The following is a 23,502-nucleotide window of genomic DNA, read 5'->3' on the forward strand; positions in this document are numbered from 1 at the left end:
AGAAATCATGACACTATATCAAAAAACACTCGGAGATTTTCAACAAAGTTATGTAGGTTTTGCCGCCTTAGTTATTATTGGCCAAAGTTGTTTAGGCGGTGCTGCCGCAATGTATATTTTGGAAAACGGAACTTCTCTATTACAAATGATTCAATTGGGAATGGTGGTAGTTACCTGTACCTTGGTGAATGTTGGAATATTGGCCCAACTGACGCCAAAAACGGTTTTTAATATGACCATTTTCAGTTTACTGTTAAGCCTGCTGATGATTGTGCTGAACGTGTGGTTTATTTAACAGCCGCAAACACCGTAAAGTTCCTTTTCTACAGCAGGTTCATCTTTATGTTTTATAAACATTGACCCTTTAAAAAAGTAGGCTTCACCAACTTCCTTGACCTTTTTTACGTCAACAGATAATTGGTAATCATCACTTTTGAATTTTCTGATGTAGGTATTAAAAGTGGTATCGCGTTTGCGTTCTGCCAATTCAAACCGGATAAATTCGTCATTCATTTTTATGTAGCAAATACTGTCTGCATTATCTGCATAAACATAATGACCGTCATCATAGTCTTTTTCATCAATGGCAAAGAAGCAACCCGGACCATCAATTTCCTCGGGGAATTCATCAAAAGAGTTGAGTCCAACATTAGATGTGGTGGTGTCAACGGTAGCAGAATCAATCTGGATTTCGGAACCGTTTATATCAGGAATTTGATTACTACTGTTTTCTTTATGATTGCAGGCTATAAGTGCGATTCCTAAAATGGCTGATACTATTTTCTTCATTTAGACCGAATTAAAGGCACAAACAAACACATAATCCTCGATAAAATCAAAAAGAATATTGAAGTGTTCTGTTTTGTCGTTAAACCGCAATTCGACGGTACATTTTTTATCGGCTAAAGTAAAATCGTTTTCAAAAATATGGTCTTTGAAACTGATGCCGATTTCGTTTTTGATTTTAAACACCGATTCTTTGATGCCCCAAACAACGGTAGCTTTTTTCAGTAAATCTTCCTCGGATAGATTTTTTAAATGCGAAACATCCATGAAACGCGGTGCGATTTTTACCGTTTTGTCTTTTAGGATTTCCAAATCGGCGCCGATGTTTACATTGCTTAACACAATCACCGAAAAGTCATTGGAATGGGAAATGGAAATGTGTTTGCCATCTTGCAAATGTGGTTTCCCGAATTCGTCATAGTACAAATCAAAATCGGTGTAACCGGCTTCCATTAGCAATCGCCGCACACTGAGAAAACCTTTTTGATGGCTTTCGGCTTTCATGCCTTCCAATCGCGCTAATGAAACATCCTTTAGCGCAACACTGCGAAAAAGTTCGTCAAATGTTTCGGTTATTTTCCAAACCAACAATTGCGTCGTTTCATTTAAAGCTTTGATTTTTAGTAGCGGCATGGGTAATTTTAAATTATCTGTTTGTTTTTCAGAAAATTAAGGTGCTAAACAATTCACAAAAAAATAAAAAACGTTTTTTTAATTCTATCCTATTATGTAATTTTGCACCACATTTTAAAAAAAACAAATATACATAATAGATGAGTACACAAACATTACCTTTTGTAGCTTACAAAGTTAAGGATATTAACCTTGCAGCTTGGGGAAGAAAAGAAATCGAATTGGCGGAAGCTGAAATGCCGGGATTAATGGCACTTCGTGCTGAATATGGTGCAAGCCAACCATTAAAAGGAGCTCGTATCGCAGGGTGTCTTCACATGACTATCCAAACGGCTGTTTTAATCGAAACTTTAATTGCTCTTGGAGCAGAAGTTACTTGGTCTTCATGTAACATTTTCTCAACTCAGGATCAGGCTGCTGCGGCTATTGCTGCTGCGGGAATCCAAGTTTATGCCTGGAAAGGTTTGGATGAGGAATCATTTGACTGGTGTATTGAGCAAACTTTATTCTTTGGTGAAGACAGAAAACCATTGAACATGATCTTGGATGATGGTGGAGATTTGACTAACATGGTATTCGATCGTTACCCTGAATTGATTCCTGGAATCAAAGGTTTATCAGAAGAAACTACAACAGGAGTTCACAGATTATACGAAAGAATGAAAAACGGAACGTTATTCATGCCGGCTATCAACGTAAATGACTCGGTTACTAAATCTAAATTCGATAACAAATACGGTTGTAAAGAATCAGCAGTTGATGCGGTTCGTCGTGCGACTGATATCATGTTGGCCGGAAAAAGAGTTGTAGTTTGCGGATACGGTGACGTTGGTAAAGGAACTGCAGCTTCTTTCAGAGGTGCGGGTTCTATCGTTACCGTTACTGAAATCGATCCAATCTGTGCTTTACAAGCCGCTATGGACGGTTTTGAAGTGAAAAAATTAAACACAGTGGTGGCAAATGCTGATATCATCATCACGACTACCGGAAATAAAGATATCGTTATGGGCAGCCACTTCGAACAAATGAAAGACAAAACGATCGTTTGTAACATTGGTCACTTTGATAACGAAATTGACATGGCTTGGTTAAACAAAAACCACGGTGCGTCTAAAATTGAAATCAAACCACAGGTTGACAAATATACTATCGCCGGAAAAGACATTATCATCTTGGCTGAAGGTCGTTTGGTAAACTTAGGTTGTGCTACAGGTCACCCAAGTTTTGTAATGAGTAACTCATTTACGAACCAAACTTTGGCACAAATCGAGTTGTGGACTAACAGTGCTGCTTATAAAAACGAAGTGTATATGTTACCAAAACATTTAGATGAAAAAGTAGCCGCTTTACACTTGGCTAAATTAGGCGTTGAATTGGAAACCTTAAACGACGAGCAAGCGGCTTATATCGGTGTTGACGTTCAAGGGCCATTCAAACCGGAATATTACAGATATTAATAGCTGACAGCTTTTAGCTAATAGCTTAAAAACCCTTGCTTTTCAGCAAGGGTTTTTTTATTTAGCTTTACGAAAAAAAAGTTTTAAACTGATTATGATTGAATTTGAAATACTGGAAACAGAAAGATTATTGCTGAAAAAAATCACTCCGGCGCTATTTGCCGATTTGTTTGCGAATTATCCCGAAGCTGAGATAAAAAAATTACTCGGATTGTCAACGGAGGAAGAGTTCCTTAAGGAAAAAGCAAAATCCGAAGGAGGTTATACCACTTATGACCGGACCATTTTGGCTTTTGTATTGGTTTCCAAAGAAAGTGGCCAGACCATCGGGAGATGTGGCTATCATAACTGGTACAAAGACCATAGCAGGGCTGAGTTGGGTTACGCCTTAAACAACGATGAAAGCAAAAGAAAAGGCTATATGGGCGAAGCGGTTAAAGCCATTCTCGACTATGGTTTTAAGGTGATGAACCTAAACCGGATTGAAGCTTTTATCGGACCGGCAAATGAGGCTTCCTTGCGCCTGGTTAAAAAAAACGGATTTGTACAGGAAGGACAATTGCGACAACATTTTGTCAGAAATGGCGAAGCGGAAGATTCCGTGGTTTTTAGTTTGTTAAAGGATGACACGAGGCTATGCCGAACTGAGCAAAGCTAATATCAAGGTCTTTGAGCCGGTCATCTGTCACATTTTTTATTTGATTTGAAAGTTTTGTTCCACTTTTGGAACAATTTTTCTAATAAGAACTTTTTTGTGACACTTTGTAAATTAAAAATCACATTATGATTTGATGGCTTTTTGTTTTTATCCCGTTAGGGATAAAATATGGTTAGCAAAATAATTCATATGAAAGAAAAGTCCCGTTAGGGATGACATAACAGACACAAAAGACAAATCCTTACTAGCCCCGATTGCAGAAGCTACCGTGTAGCATGGAAAGCGGGAAAACGGACTCCAAAAAACACCCGAACCATTCGCTCTGAAAACAAAAAACCCGTTCATTACTGAACGGGTTTTGTATTTTGATAAGAGTTGTTCTTATGCCTCGAATGGAAGGATAGATACAAATGATTTGTTATCTCCTTTTTTCTGGAATTTAACAATCCCGTCAACTTTTGCATGTAAGGTATGATCTTTACCCATGTAAACGTTTTCTCCCGGATTGTGTTTAGAACCTCTTTGTCTAACGATGATATTTCCAGCAATGGCTGCTTGACCACCATAAATCTTAACACCTAAACGTTTCGATTCTGATTCTCTACCATTCTTAGAACTACCGACACCTTTCTTGTGAGCCATGACGTATAAGTTTTAAATATTAGTTGTTTTCTTCTGTTGCCGGAGTTTCAGCTGCTACCTTTTTCGCTTTTGGCGCTTTTGGCTCTGCTGCTGCTTTTTCAGCTTTTGGTTCTGTAGCTTTCTCAGCTTTAGCCGCTTTTTTACCGCCGGTTGCGCTGATACCTTCAATTACAATTTGAGTAAGATACTGTCTGTGACCGTTTCTCTTTTTGAATCCTTTTCTTCTTTTCTTTTTGAAAACGATTACTTTATCTCCTTTTAAGTGTTGTAACACTTTGGCTTCTACTGAAGCACCTTCTATAGCTGGGGCGCCTAAAGTAATGTTGCCATTATCGTCTAATAAAAGAACTTTGTCAAAAGAAACTTTTGAACCTTCTTCATTAGCCAAACGGTGAACATAAACCTTTAAGTCTTTGCTTACTTTAAATTGTTGCCCTGCTATCTCTACGATTGCGTACATAACAATGATGTTTAATTAATTTTTTAAGTGCGCAAATATACAACTATTTCTTTTACACGCAACTCTATGTCAAAAAAAGTTTGTCCTTAGGACTCAATGGATTAGGGCCAACCATCAGAAATTTAACGAAAACAAAACTTTTTGGATAAAAAAAAGTACTTTTGGTGTAACAAAACTAAGAGTTAGTTAACTAACTGAACAATCAACGAAAAAATTTCAATTTTTTATGAAAAAATCATTAATTGCTTTAAGTTCATTGCTTATGCTTGGAGGAACAGCGCATGCTCAAAAGGTAGCTTTTGAAGAATACGATTTGCCTAATGGGCTGCACGTAATTTTACACAACGACCCGTCTGCACCCGTGGTGATTACTTCTGTAATGTACCACGTAGGTTCTAAAGATGAAAATCCGGAAAGAACAGGATTCGCTCACTTTTTTGAGCATTTATTATTTGAAGGAACCGAAAACATCAAAAGAGGTGAATGGTTCAAAATTGTAACTTCAAACGGAGGAACAAACAATGCCAACACTACAGAAGACAGAACCTACTACTTTGAAGTGTTCCCTTCTAACAATACTGAGTTAGGATTATGGATGGAATCGGAAAGATTAATGCATCCGGTAATCAACCAAATTGGGGTTGACACCCAAAACGAAGTAGTAAAAGAAGAGAAAAGACTACGTGTAGACAACCAGCCTTATGGTCAAATCATTGCCGAGGTAAAGAAAAACATGTTTAAAAATCACCCATACCGTTGGGCTCCAATTGGTTCTATGGAACATTTAGATGCTGCAACTTTGGCTGAATTCCAGGCATTCAACAAAAAATTCTATTCACCAAACAATGCGGTTTTAGTAGTTGCCGGTCAAATTGACATCGCACAGACTAAAGCCTGGATTGAAAAATATTTCGGCCCAATCCCAAGAGGTGTTGAAATCAAAAAAGAAACTTTCACAGAAGCTCCGATTACTGAAACAATCCGCGCGACTTACGAAGATCCGAACATCCAAAAAGCAATGGTGGTGGCTTCATACAGAACACCTTCAATGAAAACGCGTGATGCCAGAGTTTTGGATATGATTTCTACTTATTTGAGCAATGGAAAAAGTTCAAAATTGTACAAAAAGATTGTTGACGACAAGAAAATGGCTTTGCAAATTGGCGCTTTCAACTACAGTCAGGAAGATTACGGTCAGTACATTTTATTCGGTATGCCACAAGGAGAAACGACTTCAGCTGACTTAATCAAAGAAATTGACGAAGAAATCGTAAAACTTCAAAATGAGTTAATCACAGAGAAAGATTATCAAAAACTACAAAACATCTACGAAAGCAATTATGTAGACAACAATTCAAGCGTTGAAGGTGTTGCTGAAAACTTAGCGACTTTCTACTTATTATATGGAGATGTGAATTTGATCAATACAGAGATTGAAATGTACCGCACTATCACTCGTGAAGAAATCAGAGATGCTGCTAAAAAATATTTAAATCCTAATCAACGTCTGATTTTGGATTATGTTCCAGCCAAAGACAAAGCTCAAAACTAAGACTCAAAGTATCATGAAAAAAACTATTATACTATTATCAAGCTTGTTTTTAACAGTTATTATGCAAGCACAGGACAGAACACAGCCAAAACCAGGACCATCTCCGGTTTTGAATATCAAAAAACCAACGACTTTCTCTTTGCCAAACGGCTTGAAAGTATTGGTAGTTGAAAACCACAAATTGCCAAGGGTTTCTTATAGCTTAACGCTTGACAACACACCTTATGCTGAAGGCAACAAAAAAGGGGTTGATGATTTGACCAGCAGTTTAATCGGAAACGGTTCGACTAAAACTTCTAAAGATGCTTTCAACGAAGAAATCGATTTTCTTGGAGCAAACATTAACTTCTTCTCTTCTGGTGCTTCTGCCAGCGGTTTGTCAAAACATGCTAAAAGAGTTTTAGAATTAATGGCTGAAGGCGCTTTGATGCCCAACTTCACCCAGGAAGAATTCGACAAAGAAAGAGACAAATTAATCGAAGGGTTGAAAACCCAGGAGAAAAGCGTTACAGCTGTTGCCGGAAGAGTAGAAAGAGTTCTGGCTTATGGTAAAAATCATCCTGCGGGAGAATATTTATCTGAAGAAACCATCAACAATGTTACTTTGGCTGACGTAAAAGACAACTACAGAACTTATTTCGTTCCGGGTAATGCTTACCTTGTAGTTGTTGGTGATGTTAAAACCAAAGACGTTAAGAAAAACGTAGAGAAATTGTTTGGTTCTTGGACAAAAGCTACAGCGCCAAATTTAACTTACTCAAACCCTACAAACGTTCAGTATTCGCAAATTAACTTTGTGGATATGCCAAACGCGGTACAGTCTGAAATCACAATTTTGAATACAGTTAATTTAAAAATGAGTGACCCTGATTATTTCCCTGTGATTTTAGCCAACCAGGTTTATGGTGGTGATTTCAACAGTTATTTGAACATGAACTTAAGAGAAGCTCACGGCTGGACTTATGGTGCGCGTTCAAGCATTGGATTTGACAAAAACATGTACAGCGAATTCAGAGCTAACACGCAAGTGAGAAATGCAGTTACTGACAGCGCGGTTGTTGAAGCTTTAAACGAGTTGAAAAAAATCAGAACTGAAAAAGTAAGCGACGAAATGTTAAACAGCGTAAAAGCTGGATACGTTGGCCGTTTCGTAATGCAGGTTGAAAAACCGGCAACGGTTGCCCGTTATGCTTTGAACATTGAAACTGAAGGTTTACCGACTGATTTCTATGAAAACTATATCAAAAATATCAACGCGGTTACTCCTGAAGATATCATGAGAGTAGCTAACAAATATTTCATGGCCGATAACCTAAGAATATTAGTGGTTGGAAAAGCTTCTGAAGTACTTTCAGGATTGGAAAGCAGAAAAATTCCAATTTTCTACTTTGACAAATTTGGTAACCCAACAGAAAAACCGGCTATGAAAAAACCAGTTCCTGCAGGTGTTACGGTAAAAACAGTTATCGATGCCTATGTAAAAGCAATTGGTGGTGACAAAGCCATCAAGTCTGTAAAATCAATGGCTTCTGTAGGTGAAACAAAAATCCCTCAGGCACCAATGCCATTAGCATACAATGCAAAAATTGATTCTAAAGGAAGAATGATGGTGGAATTATCAATGGCAGGTATGGGCTCAATCATGAAGCAAGTGGTTAACGGAAATACCGGTTATATGATGCAACAAGGTCAAAAAACAGTTTTAGAAGGAGACCAATTGGCTAAAATGAAAGAAAGCGCAGTGTTGTTTAACGAAACTTTATTGGCTACTAAAGCCGGTGTTACAGTTTCAGGTATTGAGCCAATGAATGGTGGTGATGCTTATACTGTAGTTGATGGTGATACCACTTATTACTTCGATGTAAAATCAGGTTTGAAAACAGCTGAAGCGACTACCGAAGAACAAGGTGGACAAAAAGCTACCAGAGTAACTTCTTTTAATGATTACAGAGAAGTAAAAGGAGTGAAAGTTCCTTTCAACACCATTATGAATGTTGGTTTTGAACTAGACATCAAAATGTCTGAAGTTAAAATCAACGAAGGGGTTAATGATGCCGATTTCCAATAATTGAAATTTCAATAGATAATAAAAAGACCGCTATTACTAGCGGTCTTTTTTGTTTTATAAATTAAACAAAGGATTAAATCTGCCTTCTACTTCTTACTCGAAAGATATACGCCAACCAGAATTATAAATGCGCCGATAAACTGAACCGGTGTCAGCATTTCATTGTCTAATAATCCCCAGAAGAAAGCCACTACCGGAATCAGATAAGTGACTGAAGTCGCAAAAACCGGAGACGAAATCTGAATTAGCTTATAGAAAAGCACGTTGGCAATTCCGGTTCCGATGATGCCTAAAACCGCCACAAAAAGCATCGCATGTTGCACTTTTTCCATTTGGACCACCGAAAAGAAATCGGTAAAAGACAAAATGAGTAAGGCCGGAAACAGCATCACTAAAAAGTTCCCGGTCGTTATGGTTAATGGTTTCAAATCGGATAAATACTTTTTGATGAAATTCACATTCATCGCATAACAAATTGAAGCGATTAATACCAAAATGGTATACCAGTAATTCTGGTTCGGATGATGACTTGCGCCATTCAGGATCAATAGCATTGTTCCGGCAAAGCCAATCACAACTCCGATGATTTGCGTACGCTTGAAATCCAATCCAAAAACAACCGCGCCAAGGATTAAAGTATTCAACGGCGTTAACGAATTGAGTATCGAACTCACCGAACTGCTGATTTGTGTTTGCGCAATGGCAAAAAGATAGGCCGGAATAAATGTCCCGAACAGTGAAGTCAACGCAATGAATTTCCATTTTTGCAACGGAATTGACGCCAGACTATTAAACCCGACAATCAAAAGAAATAAAGCACAAAAGATGATTCTCAGCGAACCCAACTGAAAAGGATTCAGCCCAACCAACCCTTTTTTGATAAGGATAAAAGAACTTCCCCAAATCAGGGCAAGTACGATTAATATAAGCCATTTAAACTGTTGTGATTTCATATGAAAATATAAGACTTCAAATTTTGTAATTATTTTAAGAATAATAACTTTAATTTTTATTTATTTTTGTCCGCACACAAGCAAGCAAATAAACATTTAAAAAATACAAATACCATGAATTTCACCAAATCATTAGTAACCTTCGGTATTGCCTCAACAATGCTTTTTAGCTGTAAAGATACCGCGAGCAGACCTGCAACTGATGACACTAAAGAAGTGGTAACTACTGAGCAAAACGCTCCCGCAGTTGCCGCCAAACCGGAAACAGCAAGTTTTAAAATAGAAGGGATGACTTGCTCTATGGGTTGTGCCAAAACCATTGAAAATAAATTGGCTCACATGAACGGTGTCCAAAAAGCTACCGTTGATTTTGATAAAAAAGAAGCCACAGTCGAATTTGACGGTGCAGTCTTAACTCAGGAAAAATTATTTGCTACCGTTGAAGCTACCGGAGACGGAGCGACTTATAAAGTGGTTGCTGCTAAGTAAAATCATAGTAAAACAAACAAAAAAGGAACTCAGATGAGTTCCTTTTTTTATTTGGCTTCGCTCCGTTCGACCTAACGGCCTTGGGTCCATTGTATCGTTTCCAATAATTGCTGCATGTCATTTTTGATGTAATCTGCCGCCGGCATAATCGAATCAAAATTAGGTTTGGCATAAAAATAAACCGAACCGGTCACAAAATGTTTGACACTGTCAGTAGCATAAAACTGTGCATTGGTTGCTGCATTGCCACTTACCTGATAAAACATGCCATATACTTTCTTATCGGGATTGAGATAAGGTTGTTCCAATATATCATCGGCTTTAATCACGTGTTCATAAGTCAATTTTTGCGCATCCTTCAATAGTTTCTCAACGTCGCCGTTTACTGTTTTATAAGTAAGATAAATGGTCGCTTTCATTTTTGGATAATGAATCGAAAAACCACAGTTTTTGTCTTCTTTGATAATGGCATCTTCGTTGATATCAAAAGTGAGCGGACAATGATTGCTGAAAGTGGCATATTTGGCCACAGGGTAATCCAATCGCAGCTGGCTCGCCGGTTTAGGCAATACATCATCTTTACAAGCCGTGAAACTCAAGAGCAGCATTACCATTAAAAAACCAATTATCTTATTTATCATTTTATTATTCAAGTGTTATTTTTAATTGTTTTATTCTCTTTTTATCGACTACTTCAACGGTGAAATAGACTGATGAGAAATAGATTTTCTGTCCTTTTTTCGGAAAATTGCCTAATAGTTCCAAAATAAATCCTGCCAGGGTTTCTGCTTCTCCTTTGCGCTCTTCAAAAGCTTCTTCATCAACTTCTACAATTCGGTAGAAATCCTTAAGGTTGATTTTGCCTTCAAAAAGGAAATTCTTGTCGTCGATTTGCGAGAAATTAATATTCTCATCGTCAAACTCATCCGAAATATCGCCGACAATTTCTTCGATTACATCTTCCAGTGAAACTAATCCCGATGTTCCGCCATATTCATCAACGACTATGGCCAAATGGCTTTTCATGCGTTGGAAATCCTTGAGCAAATCGTCCAGTTTTTTATTCTCCGGGACAAAAAAAGGCTCTCGCATTAATTTACTCCAATCAAATTCTTTCTTATGGATATGCGGAATCAAATCCTTCACAAAGAGTATGCCTTCAATATGGTCAATGCTTTCCCGGTAAACCGGAATTCGGGAATACCCTTTGTCAATGATTTTGGCATAAATCTCGGAAAATGTTTCTTCTATTTCAAGCGCAAATATATCAATTCTCGGGCTCATCACCTGCTTTGTATCGGTGTTTCCGAAAGAAACAATGCCTTCCAGAATTTTTTGCTCGTCGGAAGGCGTGTCATCGGTTGACGTCATTTCCAATGCCTGCGATAATTGATCCACCGAAATATTTGTTTTTTGCCTGCCTAATTTGTTGTGCAGATAAATAGAAACCGCGCGCATCGGCAAACTGATTGGTGATAACAATTTATCCAGAAAATTAATCGGATGCGCAATAAATTTGGCAAACTTGATGTTGTTTCTGCTCGCATATACTTTGGGCAATACTTCCCCAAAAAGCAAGATTAAAAAGGTAATCAGGATAACCTCAACAATAAATTTAATGAGTGGAGATTCAATCGCTGCGAAAATATCATTCCCAACAAATGAAAAGATAATCACCACACCGATATGGCTAAAATTGTTGGCAACCAAAATCGTGGCCAAGAGTTTCTTTGGTTTTTGAAGTAGTTTGGATATCAGATTGGCTTTGGCTATATCTTCGTCAGCCAGGGTTTTTAAATCTTTTGGCGTAAGCGAAAACAAAGCAATCTCAGTGGCAGAAACCATCGCAGAGGAGAACAGCAGAAGTATAATTCCTATACTTCCCACAAGTAAATTGGTGTCTAAATTTTCTAAAAGGATAAAACCGGGCTCAGGGTCCAATTGTGTCAGGGTTAGTTAAACAATATCAAAACGGCAAGTCATTTTCGGGACTTGACGGATTTGGCGCCTCAAACGAAGCTGGTTTTGGTTCTAGATTTTGTGGTGTTTTGACGCCGTCTACTTCTTTTTTAGTGGTTAAAAAAGTAAACTCTGTCACCTGAATTTCTGTAGTATACTTGGTGGTTCCGTCTTCCGCCTGCCATTGGCGTGATTTGATTCTACCTTCAATATAGATTTTGTCTCCTTTGGATAAATATTTTTCACAAATTTCCGCGGCTTTATTTCGAACCACTAAGTTGTGCCATTCCGTAGAAGTAATTTTTTCGTTGGTTTGTTTGTTGATGTAAACTTCATTGGTAGCCAAAGGAAAACGACCAATACAATTTCCGCCTTCAAAATAATGCATCTTTACTTCGTCACCTAAATGACCGATTAACATGACTTTATTTAAAGTACCATTCATGGCTTATACATTTACTCCTTTCAAATTTACAAATTTTTTTTGTGAATTAAAACCTTTCTTTTTCAATAAAATTAAAAATTACAATCGGAAACGGCATTTTCTTGACTGATTCCCAGTTCATTCCGTTTTCCAGTTTATTTTTTACAGCAATTTTCCAGAAATTGATATTCAAATGTTGGTGTGTCAATTTGTGAACCGTCGTTTCCGAATTGTACCAATGGATATCAAGTATTTCATTGGCTACAAATTTTTGATTTTGCATCAACTCTAATAACTCGCGTTCTGTCAATGCCGAATCAGTTTCCAATAACGGAAACTCATACAGATTGTGCCAAATACCTTTTTGGGTGCGCTTCTCTATTAAGGTATGGTTTTCTTCATCCGAAAAAACAAGATAGTTAAAATGGCGCGTTCTCACTTTTACCTTTTTGGATTTCACCGGAAGCATCGCCACTTTCTTCTTTTGCAATGCCGCACAACTATCATTAAGGATACAGTTTCCACAATCGGGGCTTTTCGGCACACATTGCAGCGCGCCAAATTCCATAATCGCCTGATTGAACAGATTGGCTTCCCCTTTGGGCAATAACTCCTGAGCCAAAGCCGTGAATTCCTTTTTGGCGCCGGCCGAAGCAATATCGGTTTCAAGATCAAAATATCTTGACAGCACTCTGTACACATTGCCATCAACTACCGGAACGCTTTCATTATAGGAGAAAGAAGCAATCGCGGCTGCAGTATATTCACCAATACCTTTTAGTTTTAATAATTTCGAATAGCTTTCCGGAAAGACACCATTCAGCTCAAAAGCGACATGCTGCGCTGTTTTGTGCAAGTTCCTCGCCCTGGAATAATAACCCAAACCCTGCCAAAGTTTCAAAACGTCTTCTTCGGAGGCTTTCGCCAAATCAAAAACCGTCGGAAAAGCGGCCGTAAAACGCAAAAAATAAGGTAATCCTTGCGCGACTCTGGTTTGCTGAAGCATAATTTCGGACAGCCAAATAAAGTAGGGATTAAGCGTATTTCGCCATGGTAAATCGCGCTTGTTTTGTAAATACCATAGGATTAATGATTTAGAGAAATTCATAGTGAAATTTAGGTTTACAAAAATAAATCTTTATGTGATTAAATTTTAATAGATTATGCTTGAAATATTGTTTTTTTAATTCATATATTTGCAACCTCAAAAAATTACACATAATATTAAAATACGAAACAAAATGACGAAAGCAGATATCGTAGCGAAGATTTCAGAAAAATTAGGTCTTGAAAAAGGAGATGTTCAAGCAACAGTTGAAGCATTTATGGAAGAAGTGAAAACTTCATTAGAAACTGGTGACAATGTTTATTTAAGAGGTTTTGGTAGCTTCATTATCAAAACAAGAGCTGAGAAAACCGGAAGAAACATTTCTAAAAACACTACTATCAAAATTCCTGCTCACAACATTCCAGCATTCAAACCTGCTAAAGTATTTGTAGAATCAGTAAAAACGAACACTGAAGTAGCAGTATAAACTTATTTATTAATCACAAAAAGACGAACTTATGCCAAGTGGTAAAAAAAGAAAGAGACATAAGGTAGCTACTCACAAACGTAAAAAGAGAGCGAGAGCTAACCGACACAAAAAGAAAAAGTAGTTCTAAACTACTTTTCTTTTTTTAAAAAAAGTTCATTGAAATCGAATTCAGACTGCGGCGTTGAGAATTCAGGAAGCAGCCCTAACAACTGTGGCCTGTTATCAACTGAGAACTGCTATCTGAAATTCACCGGGTAATAAACAATACCTGTTAAAATGTTTAATCCATCCTTACTTTAGCCGTCAGCAATCAGCCGTCAGCAATTAGCCTTTTTGGGCTAAAAGCTAAAAGCTAAAAGCCAAAAGCTTTTTGTCGGGATAAAAATTTACAACATGAATAAAGAATTAATCATCCGTAGTGGTGACAATGCTGTAGATTTTGCCTTATTAAAAGATGGAAAACTAATTGAATTACACAAACAGGAAGACACAAGCAACTTTCAGGTAGGTGATATCTTTATCGCCAAAATCAGGAAACCCGTTGCCGGTCTAAACGCTGCTTTTGTAAATGTAGGCTTTGAAAAAGATGCCTTTTTACATTATCACGATTTAGGGCCAAATTTAGCTTCCTATTTGAAATTCATAAAACTTGTAAGCGCAGGTAAACTAAAAGATTTCTCCCTAAAAAACTTCCAGTTTGAGAAAGAGATTGATAAAGATGGTACGATATCAGATATCCTGAGTGCCAATCAATCCGTATTAGTCCAAGTAGTCAAAGAACCTATTTCTACCAAAGGTCCGAGAATCAGCACTGAGCTGTCATTCGCCGGCCGATTTGTAGTGTTAGTTCCTTTTTCGGATCGTGTTTCTATTTCACAGAAAATAGAATCCAAAGAAGAAAAAGACCGACTAAAGAAACTCGTACAATCTATCAAACAAAGAGGTTTTGGTGTTATTGTGAGAACAGTAGCAGAAGGCAAAAGCATAGCCGAATTAGAAAAAGATTTGCAGAACTTAATGAATAGATGGACTGCAATGAGTAAAAAATTACCAACTGCTCATCATCCGTCCAAGATATTGGGAGAGCTTAACAAAGCTTCTTCAATATTACGGGATGTATTCAATGATACTTTCACGAGTATTCAAACAGATGATGAAGAGTTGTACCAAGAAACAAAGGACTATTTAGCCGAAATAGCTCCCGAGAAACAAAAAATAGTAAAGCTTTACCAGTCGAAAGACGTGCCGTTGTTTGAAAAATACCATATCGAGCGTCAAATCAAAACGTCGTTCGGGCGCACCGTATCCATGAGTAAAGGAGCTTATTTGATTATAGAACACACCGAAGCCTTACACGTCATCGACGTGAACAGCGGAAACCGTTCCAACAAAGCCACCAACCAGGAAGATACCGCACTCGAAGTCAATATGATTGCCGCTGCCGAAATCGCACGACAATTGCGTCTGCGCGATATGGGTGGTATTATCGTAGTCGATTTTATCGATATGCAAAATCCAGACAACCGCCAAGTCTTGTTCAACTTCCTTAGAGAAGAAATGAGCGACGACAAAGCCAAACACAAGATCTTACCGCCGAGTAAATTTGGATTAGTCCAAATCACCCGCCAACGCGTAAGACCTGAAGTCAATATCGAAACCAGGGAAGAAAATCCAAACAATCTGAGCGGTGATGTAGATGCACCTATCCAGATTATTGACAAGATCAATTTCTCCCTCGAAAAGATTATCAAAGACCATAGCGGCGTGAAACTTAACGTTCACCCTTTTGTGGCAGCATACCTTAAAAAAGGTTTTCCATCAATACGTTCAAAATGGTTTTTTGAACATAAAAAGTGGGTGAAAATCATACCTCGTGACGCTTACACGTATTTAGAGTATCATTTCTTCGACAACGACGGAAATGAGATCAAAGAATAAAAAGAAAAGACCATCCTGTTTTCATAACACGATGGTTTTTTTATGCTTTTTTGCTAAAGCAAAAATACCTGAAGCCCACTAATACCGAATGTCCACTGGACATTCTCCTCTTAATATCAAATTTTTAATTTCAAATGACAACGACGGAAATGAGATCAAAGAATAAAAAGAAGAAACCGCCTTTCGAAAGATTGCTTTCAGCCTGTTCGGCCGCGAGCGTCCTCGAGTGGCGGTTTTTTTTCCAAAATTTGTCACCCTGAGCGCAGTCGAAGGGCTTCTGCTTTTAGAAGCTGTTCCGGCTTTCCGCTACAATCTTTTTCGTCAGTTCGAGTGCGATTTTAACCGTGTATCGAGAACACGAAAAAGGATGCCGCTCCTATCCGGGCTAGGGTAAACTGCACAAAAAACAATTTAAATTTTCTCACAAAGAATTTCATATATTTGATTGTCAAAACAATACAAATGAAAAAACTTTACGCTCTTTTGGTTTTGCTATTTACGGCAGTGACCACAAATGCCCAAATCATCAATATACCTGATGCCAATTTTAAAGCAAAATTATTGGCGGCAAGTCCAACTGCCGACATTGCTTGGGGTATAAATGGTAAAATAAAGGTTGACACCAATGATGATGGTGAAATTCAGGAAAGTGAAGCCTTGTTGGTTATTGAATTGAATCTCAGTTCTTCCAACATCTCTGATTTAACAGGACTTGAGTTTTTTTCCAATATGGATTACCTTGTCGCTAATAACAATCAATTGACCTCATTTCCGTTTAATGGAGCGCTTCCTAATTTGTCTTGGTTGAATTTGTCAAGCAACAACCTAACCACTCTATCCCTATCCAATTTTAACTCTTTATGGTTTTTGGCTCTTGCGGGCAATCAAATCTCTTCTTTAAATTTATCTACACCGCATTTACATGAATTGCATTGTAATTCAAACAACCTGACCTCTATTGATTTAACAGAATGTATATGGTTAGAATTTATTGGTTTGTCTAATAACCAACTTACCTCTATTGTATTTCCTGCTTATCCTAGTCCAAATACCCCTACCGAGCCTAGCGTTTATTTAAACGGAAACTTGTTTGAAACCATTGAACTTCCAAATCACTATTTCGGAGGCGGCAACTACAGCAACAATCCTAATCTTAAATATTTTAATCTTAAAGAGGCTTCTCACGGCGAACAACAATCGACAGGCTCCGATTTTTACAGCACCTTTCCTTTTGCAAATTGCCCAGCTTTGGAATATGTATGTGTCCGGGATAGAGATATCAGTGCAGCACAGAATATGATAAATTCTTATGGTTATACCAATTGCCATGTGAACAGCTATTGTACTTTTACGCCCGGCGGTACTTATTACACGCTTCAGGGAACCAATACTTTTGACGTCAACAGCAATGGCTGTGATAGTGGTGACATTCTTGTGCCCAACGTGGCTTATACCATTTCATTAGGACTTACAAACAGTACACTTGTGGCCGGAAACGATGGTTTATTCCATTATGATGTCTCCGCCGGAAATTATACGATAACGCCAATACTTCAAAATCCGGGTAATTACACTATAACACCTGCTACTGCTACAGTTTCTTTCCCAAGTGCGGGCGCTTCATTTACCCAAAACTTTTGCATTACACCCAATGCCGTTCATCACGACCTGGAAGTTTCTTTGCTGCCTATTGGTCCGGCGAGACCGGGTTTTGATGCTCAGTATAAAATCATTTATAAAAATAAAGGAACTACGATTCAAAGCGGTACAATCAACTTTTCTTATGATGATACGATTTTACAATTGGTTTCCACAAATCCAACCATTTCCGGGCAAGGAACAGATAGTCTCAATTGGAGTTTTACCAACTTATCACCCTTTGAAACAAGGGAAATTACAATCATTTTAAACCTGAATTCCCCACTTGAAACACCTCCGGTCAACGCAGGCAATTGGTTGCTTTTTGATGCGACAGCCGCTGGCGCCACGGATGAAACGCCGAATGACAATGCATCTACCCTAACACAAACCGTTGTAAACTCTTTTGATCCAAATGATAAGACGTGTATAGAAGGAACCTGGTTGCCAATACACCGTGTTGGAGAATATGTGCATTATGTCATTCGATTTGAAAACACCGGCACTTTTGCGGCGGAAAACATAGTGGTAAAAGACGTGATTGACACTGCTAAATTTGACATTGCTACTTTGGTCCCTTTAAATGGAAGCCATTCTTTCTATACCAAAATCACGAACACCAACCACGTGGAATTCATTTTTGAAAATATCGATCTTCCTTTTGACGATGTCAACAATGATGGTTATGTGGCTTTTAAAATCAAAACCAAATCCACGTTGGTGGAAGGCAATACCTTCAGCAATGCGGCCAACATTTACTTTGATTACAATGCCCCGATTGTAACGGATACTTACACCACAACAGTTTTTAATCCGTTATCCTCAACTGATTTTGAGTTTAGCAGCGTGTTTAGTTTATCACCCGTTCCAACAAAAGATGTGCTTACCATTACTGCCAAAGAAACAGTAATCATAAGTTCTGTAAATATTTATAACACGCTTGGTCAATTGGTTCAGGTGAATACCAATCCAAGAGAACCCATTGATGTTTCAGGTTTACAAAGCGGAAGCTACTTTATCAAAATAATCAGTGATAAAGGAAGTGCAACCGGGAAGTTTATAAAAGAATAACTCAATATAAAATTCAGCAAACAAAAACCGCCTTTCACAAGAACTAGCAGTTTTTTTTGGTAGTGGTGCGTGCTAAAAATAATCTCTAATAAAAATTACTTTTCTTACAAATAATTTTATATATTTGAGAGTCAAAACAATACACATGAAAAAACTCTATACTCTCCTGGCTTTAGCACTTACCGTTTTCACAAGCAATGCACAAATCGTAAATATTCCTGACGCGAATTTTAAGGCGAAGTTACTATTAGCAAGTCCAAGCAATTCAATTGCCAGAAATTTATCAGGTAACAATTTTAAAATTGACGCCAATAGTGATGGTGAGATTCAAGAAAGTGAAGCCTTACAGGTAAAATACTTAAACGTTAGCGGATATTCCGGTATGTCAAACAGTCTCAAAATGTCAAACTTAATTGGTATTGAATATTTTACCAATCTTTGGGATTTAAAATGTAATTACCATCTTTTGACTTCGTTGAATGTTGGCAACATCACTTCACTACGGTATCTCGAATGCTCGTTTAATCAGATAGGCACTTTAAACACATCGCTACTGACAAATTTAATTAGACTCGATTGCTCTTATAACCAAATTGGCATTCTTGATGCGTCTAATTTGAATAATTTAACTTTTTTAGATTGTTCAAGCAACAATATTTCAATCTTAAACACCGCAGCACTGTCCGCTTTGAGGACACTACATTGTGGAGGAAATAATTTGAGCAGCCTTATTGTTACTAATTCTCCTTTATTGAGTTCTTTAAGATGTAGTGATAATTCTCTAACGAGTTTAAACATAACCAATCTTACCGATCTTACACTAATAGATTGTCAAGGAAATAATCTGACAAGTTTAACATTGTCCAATCTTCCTAATTTAGAAGCGTTGAATTTTGAATATAATGATATCACTTCGATTAATCTTCCTCCGCTAAACAATTTACAAACTTTAAACTGCTCAAGTAATTTGTTAACCAGTTTAGATTTGAGCGGTTTATCAAGTCTGTATATTTTATCCTATGGTAACCCGGGCTTAACAAATGTAATCGGGCTGAACTCTTTGGTAACTTTATTCGATTTATCCATCAGCTATTCTACCCAAACAACACTTGACATTAGCAACCTGGTCAATTTAACTGGTCTAGATTTATACAATTTCCATCTTCAAAGTTTAGATCTTTCTAATTTCCCCAATCTCTCTAGCCTGTTTTTATATCAGGGAAACTATCTTAACTATTTAAACATGAAAAATGGCGGAAACTTTAATTATGTTACCATAAATCAATGTAACACACTAGACTATGTTTGCGCTAATGAAGTTGATGTTCTGGAAACGATAAACACGCTGACTTCTTATTCAAATTATCCAAACGTTCAGGTAAACTCCTATTGTTCTTTTAACCCGGGCGGAGATTACAACACGGTTTCCGGAGTGGTTCATTATGACAGTAATTTTAATGGTTGTGCTGTTACCGACCCAACATTTAATGGTGTCAGAATAGGCATAGATGATGGCGCCAATGCAGGAGCTACCTTTACTGCAAATAGTGGCAGTTATTTCTTCTTTGTACAAGAACCTAATATTACACTGTCGCCTTCATTTGAAAACCCAACCTATTTCAATGTTAGTCCAAGCTCAGTTACCTTAAATTTTCCAACCAACAATAACACTACTCAAACGCAAGATTTTTGCATGGAGCGAAATGGCATTCACAATGATTTAGAAATCACTTTAATTCCAACAAGTCCAGCAAGACCAGGTTTTGATGCAACATACAGCATTCATTACAGAAATAAAGGAACAGACATTCAATCCGGCTCGGTAACCCTATCATTTGACGATACTAAAATTGATTTGGTCTCAGCCAATCCAACAGCATCTTCTGCGGCTACGAATAGTTTGACATGGAATTTCAGCAATCTGCAACCGTTTGAAAGTCGATTAATAAGACTTACTTTCAATATTAACTCCCCAACCGAAACACCGGCCGTAAACAATGGTGACATTTTAAGTTATACTGCCGTCGTAAACGGAGCTGTTGATGAAACTCCAAGTGATAATACCTCAACTTTGAACCAAATAGTATTTAATTCCTTTGACCCTAACGATAAAACTTGTATTGAAGGCACTTCAATTGTGCCAAGTATGGTTGGTCAATATGTACATTATGTTATCCGTTTTGAAAACACCGGCTCAGCTAATGCCCAAAATATTGTAGTAAGAGACATGATTGACACCACTAAGTTTGACATAACTTCTTTGGTTCCGCAAACCGGAAGTCATCCCTTTGTAACCAGAATTTCAAGCAACAACAGAGTAGAGTTCATTTTTGAAAACATCAACTTGCCTTTTGACAATGCCAACAATGATGGTTATGTTGCATTTAAGATTAAAACCAAGCCAACATTGGTTGTGGGTAATACTTTTTCTAATAGTGCCAGCATCTATTTTGATTATAACTTTCCTATTGTTACGGATACATTTACTACCACTGTTCAAGCCTTGGGGAATCAAGATTTTGAATTTAGCAGCATGTTTACTTTATCACCGGTACCAACAAAAAACATACTGAAAATTGCTACCAAAGAAACTGTAGTAATGAGTTCGGTTAGCATCTACAATACGCTTGGACAATTGGTTCAGGTGAATACCAATCCGGGTGAAACGATTGATGTTTCAGCTTTGCAAAGCGGAAGCTACTTTATCAAAATAATCAGTGATAAAGGAAGTGTGACAGGTAAATTTATAAAAGAATAACAAACAAAAGCCCCGATTCTTCGGGGCTTTTGTTAATCCTTTCCCTCGACTGCGCTCGGGATGACAATTAATCTTTAATTAGTTCCACTCGCCTTTTGATTTCATTACCAAATTCATCCGCCACAGTGATGTAATGAATCCCGGTTTCGGCTTCAATGGGCATTTCGTGAAAGGTTTGCGTTGTGCCTTTGTATTCATTGTCGACATACCAATACAACTTCGCATCACGGTTGGAATGTGCCACTTTTAAAATCACCGGCTGTACTTTACTGTTGAAATCCTTGGCCAAGTAAATTTTGCTGTTGGTTTTCGGATAAATAAAGTCCATTACCACTTGTTGTGTCGGCTGGCAATCCGACCTGAATGGCAGCAAAGGCTTGTAATCAATGTGCAAACTCTTGTAATACCATTCCATTACCGGCGGCAATACAAACCATTTTTTGGACACTATTTTATCGACATCCTCGCAACTACTGTTAACCCTAAATTGCTCCGTGGCGTCGAGATGCACCAATTTGTGATAAGGGCAAATGGTGGTTTTCTTGCCTCTTCGGGTGATTAATTGTTTGGTTTTCGGGCAATCGTCTTGTGCCAAATGACCGCTCAAAGTACAAACCTCAGCATATTCCAAATCATTCAACGGCGGTTGAAACCATTTCTTTCTTGGCAACAAATTGAATACATCAAATAAAATCGGTGCGGCACTCCCAACGCCGGTCAATTCCGGTCTGCCTTCGCCATTGGCATTGCCTACCCAAACGCCAACCACATAACGCGAATTGGTTCCGATTGCCCAGGCATCGCGGTTCCCAAAACTGGTTCCGGTTTTCCAAGCCAATTCTAAGGAAGAATCATAAAACTTCCAAGCTTCGTCACCTTCCGGTCGGTTGACTTCTTTCATGGCGTTATAGGTCAGGTAAATCGAGCCCGCGCCAAAGATGTTCTTTTGGAAACTATCGGTACCATAATCTTGTTCAAATCCGTTGACATAATTCAGTTCCGCAAATTCTTTGCTACGGTATTTTCCGCTCGATTGATTGAAATAATTAATCGTCGAAGACATATTGGCGTAAGCCCGGCACAGATCCCAAAGATTGCTTTCGGCTCCGCCCAAAATCAACGACAAACCATAATGATCCGGATGTTTGTTGATGTTTTTGAGTTTTAACTTCTGCATCAATTCATAAAAATTATTCACGCCATGTTCCTGCAACATCAACACCGAAGGAATATTCAACGAACGCGACAAAGCTCTTTGCGCCGGAACGGCACCGTCAAACGTCAGGTTAAAATTCTGTGGCGAATAGCCCGAAATCTGCGTCGGTATATCAGCCACCAAAGTATTCGGCAATAATTCGCCTTCGTCGAGCATCGAAGCAAACAACAATGGTTTCAAAATACTTCCGGTGCTTCGTGGTGCGCCAATAATATCCACATCTTTGTCATGGTCTTTGTCTGTTGGCGAATTGCCTACATAACCAATCACATTGCGGTTTTGAATGTCGATGACCATAATCGCCAGATTGTGCACTTCGTTTTGTTTGTACTGATTGTAATATTGCTGCGCGATTTGGTTCACGCGGTTTTGCAGCGAAATGTCAATCGTCGTTTTGATGCGTTTGCCTTCATCGGTTTTGGCGATGCGTTGCAGCAAATGTGGTGCAATCTGCGGCAGATTATACGGTTTTTGCGGCAACGGTTCTTTGATGGCCAACTCATACGTCAGCTTATCAATGATTTTTTCGTTGTAAAGTTTGAGCAATAAAGCATTGCGTTTTTTCAGCAACTTGATTTGATTTTTTCCCGGATAAATCAAACTTGGCGCATTGGGCAATACCGCCAAAGTAGCACTTTCCGCCCAGGATAATTGATAGGATTGCACCCCAAAATACCGCCAGGAAGCCATTTCCAATCCGACTACATTGCCGCCGTAAGGCGCATGTGCGGCATACAATTCGATGATTTTTTCTTTGGAATGGCGAAACTCCAATCGCGTGGCCAAAATCATTTCGATTCCTTTTTCGAAATACGTACGCTTCTTGTTCTTGCGCGATAAACGAATGACTTGTTGGGTCAATGTACTGCCGCCGCGAACGACCTTCCCGGCACTGCGATTCTGTTGAAAGGCTTTTCCCATCGCCACGGGGTTAAACCCGGGATGATAATAGAAATGTTCGTCTTCGAAATAAACAATACACTTTTTAAATTTATCGGGCACGCTGTCCTGAGCCGGAAAACACCATTGTCCATCGCGGGCAATTTTGGCTGCCAGCAATTCGCCATCGCTGCTTTCGATTACGGTAGCATAAGGTTCTTCGAATAAAACGCTGGGCAATGAAAAGTAATAGACCACCAAGAGAATGAATCCAATGGCTGATTTCTTTTTATTGCGCTTTATCCAGTTGACGGTGCGTTGCAGAAACGCTTTGAAATGTGATTGCATTTTTTAAATGAACCCTTTCGGCTGTTGAATACCGA

The 23,502-nt window shown here is 38.3% G+C and carries 20 protein-coding genes; 10 read left to right on the top strand and 10 right to left on the bottom strand.

The genetic code is table 11. The features are described 5' to 3' along the window. Positions 1-7 precede the first annotated feature (7 nt). Positions 8-295 carry a hypothetical protein gene (locus P1K33_RS14625; RefSeq protein WP_284653735.1) on the top strand — a complete coding sequence of 96 codons (288 nt, stop codon included), beginning with the start codon at positions 8-10 and terminating at the stop codon, positions 293-295. Here P1K33_RS14625 and P1K33_RS14630 read toward each other — a convergent pair. Together P1K33_RS14630 and P1K33_RS14635 are read right to left on the bottom strand one after the other, a co-directional pair. Continuing rightward, positions 292-789: a hypothetical protein gene (locus P1K33_RS14630; protein ID WP_284653736.1), complete on the bottom strand. Its 498-nt coding sequence runs from the start codon at positions 787-789 to the stop codon at positions 292-294. The genes P1K33_RS14625 and P1K33_RS14630 overlap by 4 nt on opposite strands. Beyond that, the gene (locus P1K33_RS14635) at positions 790-1,419 is read right to left on the bottom strand and encodes a 4'-phosphopantetheinyl transferase family protein (RefSeq protein ID WP_284653737.1); all 630 of its coding nucleotides are present in this window, start codon (positions 1,417-1,419) and stop codon (positions 790-792) included. A 140-nt stretch (positions 1,420-1,559) separates the two neighbouring features. Here P1K33_RS14635 and ahcY point away from each other — a divergent pair, with 140 nt between their 5' ends. After that, positions 1,560-2,876: an adenosylhomocysteinase gene (ahcY, locus tag P1K33_RS14640; protein WP_284653738.1), complete on the top strand. Its 1,317-nt coding sequence runs from the start codon at positions 1,560-1,562 to the stop codon at positions 2,874-2,876. A 94-nt stretch (positions 2,877-2,970) separates the two neighbouring features. Beyond that, positions 2,971-3,534: a GNAT family N-acetyltransferase gene (locus P1K33_RS14645; RefSeq protein WP_284653739.1), complete on the top strand. Its 564-nt coding sequence runs from the start codon at positions 2,971-2,973 to the stop codon at positions 3,532-3,534. 381 nt (positions 3,535-3,915) lie between these two features. Here the strand turns inward: P1K33_RS14645 and rpmA are convergent, their stop codons facing one another. Together rpmA and rplU are read right to left on the bottom strand one after the other, a co-directional pair. Further along, complete coding sequence (gene rpmA / locus P1K33_RS14650; protein ID WP_131474614.1) at positions 3,916-4,176, bottom strand: 50S ribosomal protein L27; 261 nt, start codon at positions 4,174-4,176, stop codon at positions 3,916-3,918. Positions 4,177-4,195: 19 nt separating this feature from the next. After that, a complete protein-coding gene (gene rplU, locus P1K33_RS14655; RefSeq protein WP_284653740.1) occupies positions 4,196-4,636 on the bottom strand; it encodes a 50S ribosomal protein L21 in 441 nt (146 codons plus the stop codon). A gap of 226 nt (positions 4,637-4,862) precedes the next feature. Here rplU and P1K33_RS14660 point away from each other — a divergent pair, with 226 nt between their 5' ends. Both P1K33_RS14660 and P1K33_RS14665 read left to right on the top strand, forming a co-directional pair. Then, positions 4,863-6,188 (top strand): M16 family metallopeptidase, encoded by a 1,326-nt coding sequence (locus tag P1K33_RS14660; protein ID WP_284653741.1) that lies wholly within the window; start codon positions 4,863-4,865, stop codon positions 6,186-6,188. A 13-nt stretch (positions 6,189-6,201) separates the two neighbouring features. Then, complete coding sequence (locus tag P1K33_RS14665; protein WP_284653742.1) at positions 6,202-8,256, top strand: insulinase family protein; 2,055 nt, start codon at positions 6,202-6,204, stop codon at positions 8,254-8,256. An 86-nt stretch (positions 8,257-8,342) separates the two neighbouring features. Here P1K33_RS14665 and P1K33_RS14670 read toward each other — a convergent pair whose 3' ends face one another. Further along, the gene (locus P1K33_RS14670) at positions 8,343-9,209 is read right to left on the bottom strand and encodes a DMT family transporter (protein ID WP_284653743.1); all 867 of its coding nucleotides are present in this window, start codon (positions 9,207-9,209) and stop codon (positions 8,343-8,345) included. Between the two features lie 114 nt (positions 9,210-9,323). On the opposite strand from P1K33_RS14670, the gene P1K33_RS14675 reads away from it, so the two are divergent. Next, positions 9,324-9,698 carry a heavy-metal-associated domain-containing protein gene (locus P1K33_RS14675; protein ID WP_284653744.1) on the top strand — a complete coding sequence of 125 codons (375 nt, stop codon included), beginning with the start codon at positions 9,324-9,326 and terminating at the stop codon, positions 9,696-9,698. Between the two features lie 71 nt (positions 9,699-9,769). On the opposite strand, the gene gldD is transcribed toward P1K33_RS14675, so the two are convergent. Genes gldD through mutY form a run of 4 tightly spaced genes read right to left on the bottom strand, consistent with a single transcriptional unit; the run spans position 9,770 to position 13,189 of the window. Further along, positions 9,770-10,339 carry a gliding motility lipoprotein GldD gene (gene gldD / locus P1K33_RS14680; protein ID WP_284653745.1) on the bottom strand — a complete coding sequence of 190 codons (570 nt, stop codon included), beginning with the start codon at positions 10,337-10,339 and terminating at the stop codon, positions 9,770-9,772. Positions 10,340-10,343: 4 nt separating this feature from the next. Further along, positions 10,344-11,639, bottom strand: coding sequence for a gliding motility-associated protein GldE (locus P1K33_RS14685; RefSeq protein ID WP_284653746.1), 1,296 nt, complete (start codon positions 11,637-11,639; stop codon positions 10,344-10,346). A 25-nt stretch (positions 11,640-11,664) separates the two neighbouring features. Further along, complete coding sequence (locus P1K33_RS14690) at positions 11,665-12,102, bottom strand: single-stranded DNA-binding protein (RefSeq protein ID WP_284653747.1); 438 nt, start codon at positions 12,100-12,102, stop codon at positions 11,665-11,667. Positions 12,103-12,148: 46 nt separating this feature from the next. Continuing rightward, entirely contained in the window at positions 12,149-13,189 is a 1,041-nt protein-coding gene (gene mutY, locus P1K33_RS14695; protein WP_284653748.1) for an A/G-specific adenine glycosylase, read from the bottom strand. Positions 13,190-13,292: 103 nt separating this feature from the next. Between mutY and P1K33_RS14700 the strand changes: the two genes are divergently transcribed. The 4 genes from P1K33_RS14700 (at position 13,293) to P1K33_RS14715 (ending at position 21,024) form a co-directional block, all read left to right on the top strand. After that, positions 13,293-13,616 (top strand): HU family DNA-binding protein, encoded by a 324-nt coding sequence (locus P1K33_RS14700; RefSeq protein ID WP_284653805.1) that lies wholly within the window; start codon positions 13,293-13,295, stop codon positions 13,614-13,616. Between the two features lie 396 nt (positions 13,617-14,012). Beyond that, on the top strand, positions 14,013-15,557 hold the full coding sequence (locus P1K33_RS14705) for an Rne/Rng family ribonuclease (protein ID WP_284653749.1): 1,545 nt from the start codon (positions 14,013-14,015) through the stop codon (positions 15,555-15,557). A gap of 462 nt (positions 15,558-16,019) precedes the next feature. Then, entirely contained in the window at positions 16,020-18,266 is a 2,247-nt protein-coding gene (locus P1K33_RS14710) for a DUF7619 domain-containing protein (RefSeq protein ID WP_284653750.1), read from the top strand. A gap of 145 nt (positions 18,267-18,411) precedes the next feature. Beyond that, positions 18,412-21,024: a DUF7619 domain-containing protein gene (locus P1K33_RS14715; RefSeq protein ID WP_284653751.1), complete on the top strand. Its 2,613-nt coding sequence runs from the start codon at positions 18,412-18,414 to the stop codon at positions 21,022-21,024. 67 nt (positions 21,025-21,091) lie between these two features. On the opposite strand, the gene pbpC is transcribed toward P1K33_RS14715, so the two are convergent. Beyond that, positions 21,092-23,467, bottom strand: coding sequence for a penicillin-binding protein 1C (pbpC, locus tag P1K33_RS14720; RefSeq protein ID WP_284653752.1), 2,376 nt, complete (start codon positions 23,465-23,467; stop codon positions 21,092-21,094). Between the last annotated feature and the right edge of the window lie 35 nt (positions 23,468-23,502).

Origin of the sequence: Flavobacterium terrisoli (assembly GCF_030167905.1) — a bacterium.
Lineage (GTDB): Bacteria > Bacteroidota > Bacteroidia > Flavobacteriales > Flavobacteriaceae > Flavobacterium > Flavobacterium terrisoli.

What these genes read in the sequence shown, in the direction of transcription:
- rpmA (WP_131474614.1), bottom strand. Translation starts at nt 4,176, where the DNA reads ATGGCTCACAAGAAAGGTGTCGGTAGTTCTAAGAATGGTAGAGAATCA.
- P1K33_RS14625 (WP_284653735.1), top strand. Translation starts at nt 8, where the DNA reads ATGACACTATATCAAAAAACACTCGGAGATTTTCAACAAAGTTATGTA.
- P1K33_RS14710 (WP_284653750.1), top strand. Translation starts at nt 16,020, where the DNA reads ATGAAAAAACTTTACGCTCTTTTGGTTTTGCTATTTACGGCAGTGACC.
- P1K33_RS14635 (WP_284653737.1), bottom strand. Translation starts at nt 1,419, where the DNA reads ATGCCGCTACTAAAAATCAAAGCTTTAAATGAAACGACGCAATTGTTG.
- P1K33_RS14690 (WP_284653747.1), bottom strand. Translation starts at nt 12,102, where the DNA reads ATGAATGGTACTTTAAATAAAGTCATGTTAATCGGTCATTTAGGTGAC.
- mutY (WP_284653748.1), bottom strand. Translation starts at nt 13,189, where the DNA reads ATGAATTTCTCTAAATCATTAATCCTATGGTATTTACAAAACAAGCGC.
- ahcY (WP_284653738.1), top strand. Translation starts at nt 1,560, where the DNA reads ATGAGTACACAAACATTACCTTTTGTAGCTTACAAAGTTAAGGATATT.
- P1K33_RS14645 (WP_284653739.1), top strand. Translation starts at nt 2,971, where the DNA reads ATGATTGAATTTGAAATACTGGAAACAGAAAGATTATTGCTGAAAAAA.
- P1K33_RS14665 (WP_284653742.1), top strand. Translation starts at nt 6,202, where the DNA reads ATGAAAAAAACTATTATACTATTATCAAGCTTGTTTTTAACAGTTATT.
- P1K33_RS14675 (WP_284653744.1), top strand. Translation starts at nt 9,324, where the DNA reads ATGAATTTCACCAAATCATTAGTAACCTTCGGTATTGCCTCAACAATG.
- P1K33_RS14660 (WP_284653741.1), top strand. Translation starts at nt 4,863, where the DNA reads ATGAAAAAATCATTAATTGCTTTAAGTTCATTGCTTATGCTTGGAGGA.
- P1K33_RS14705 (WP_284653749.1), top strand. Translation starts at nt 14,013, where the DNA reads ATGAATAAAGAATTAATCATCCGTAGTGGTGACAATGCTGTAGATTTT.
- pbpC (WP_284653752.1), bottom strand. Translation starts at nt 23,467, where the DNA reads ATGCAATCACATTTCAAAGCGTTTCTGCAACGCACCGTCAACTGGATA.
- gldD (WP_284653745.1), bottom strand. Translation starts at nt 10,339, where the DNA reads ATGATAAATAAGATAATTGGTTTTTTAATGGTAATGCTGCTCTTGAGT.
- P1K33_RS14670 (WP_284653743.1), bottom strand. Translation starts at nt 9,209, where the DNA reads ATGAAATCACAACAGTTTAAATGGCTTATATTAATCGTACTTGCCCTG.
- P1K33_RS14715 (WP_284653751.1), top strand. Translation starts at nt 18,412, where the DNA reads ATGAAAAAACTCTATACTCTCCTGGCTTTAGCACTTACCGTTTTCACA.
- P1K33_RS14630 (WP_284653736.1), bottom strand. Translation starts at nt 789, where the DNA reads ATGAAGAAAATAGTATCAGCCATTTTAGGAATCGCACTTATAGCCTGC.
- rplU (WP_284653740.1), bottom strand. Translation starts at nt 4,636, where the DNA reads ATGTACGCAATCGTAGAGATAGCAGGGCAACAATTTAAAGTAAGCAAA.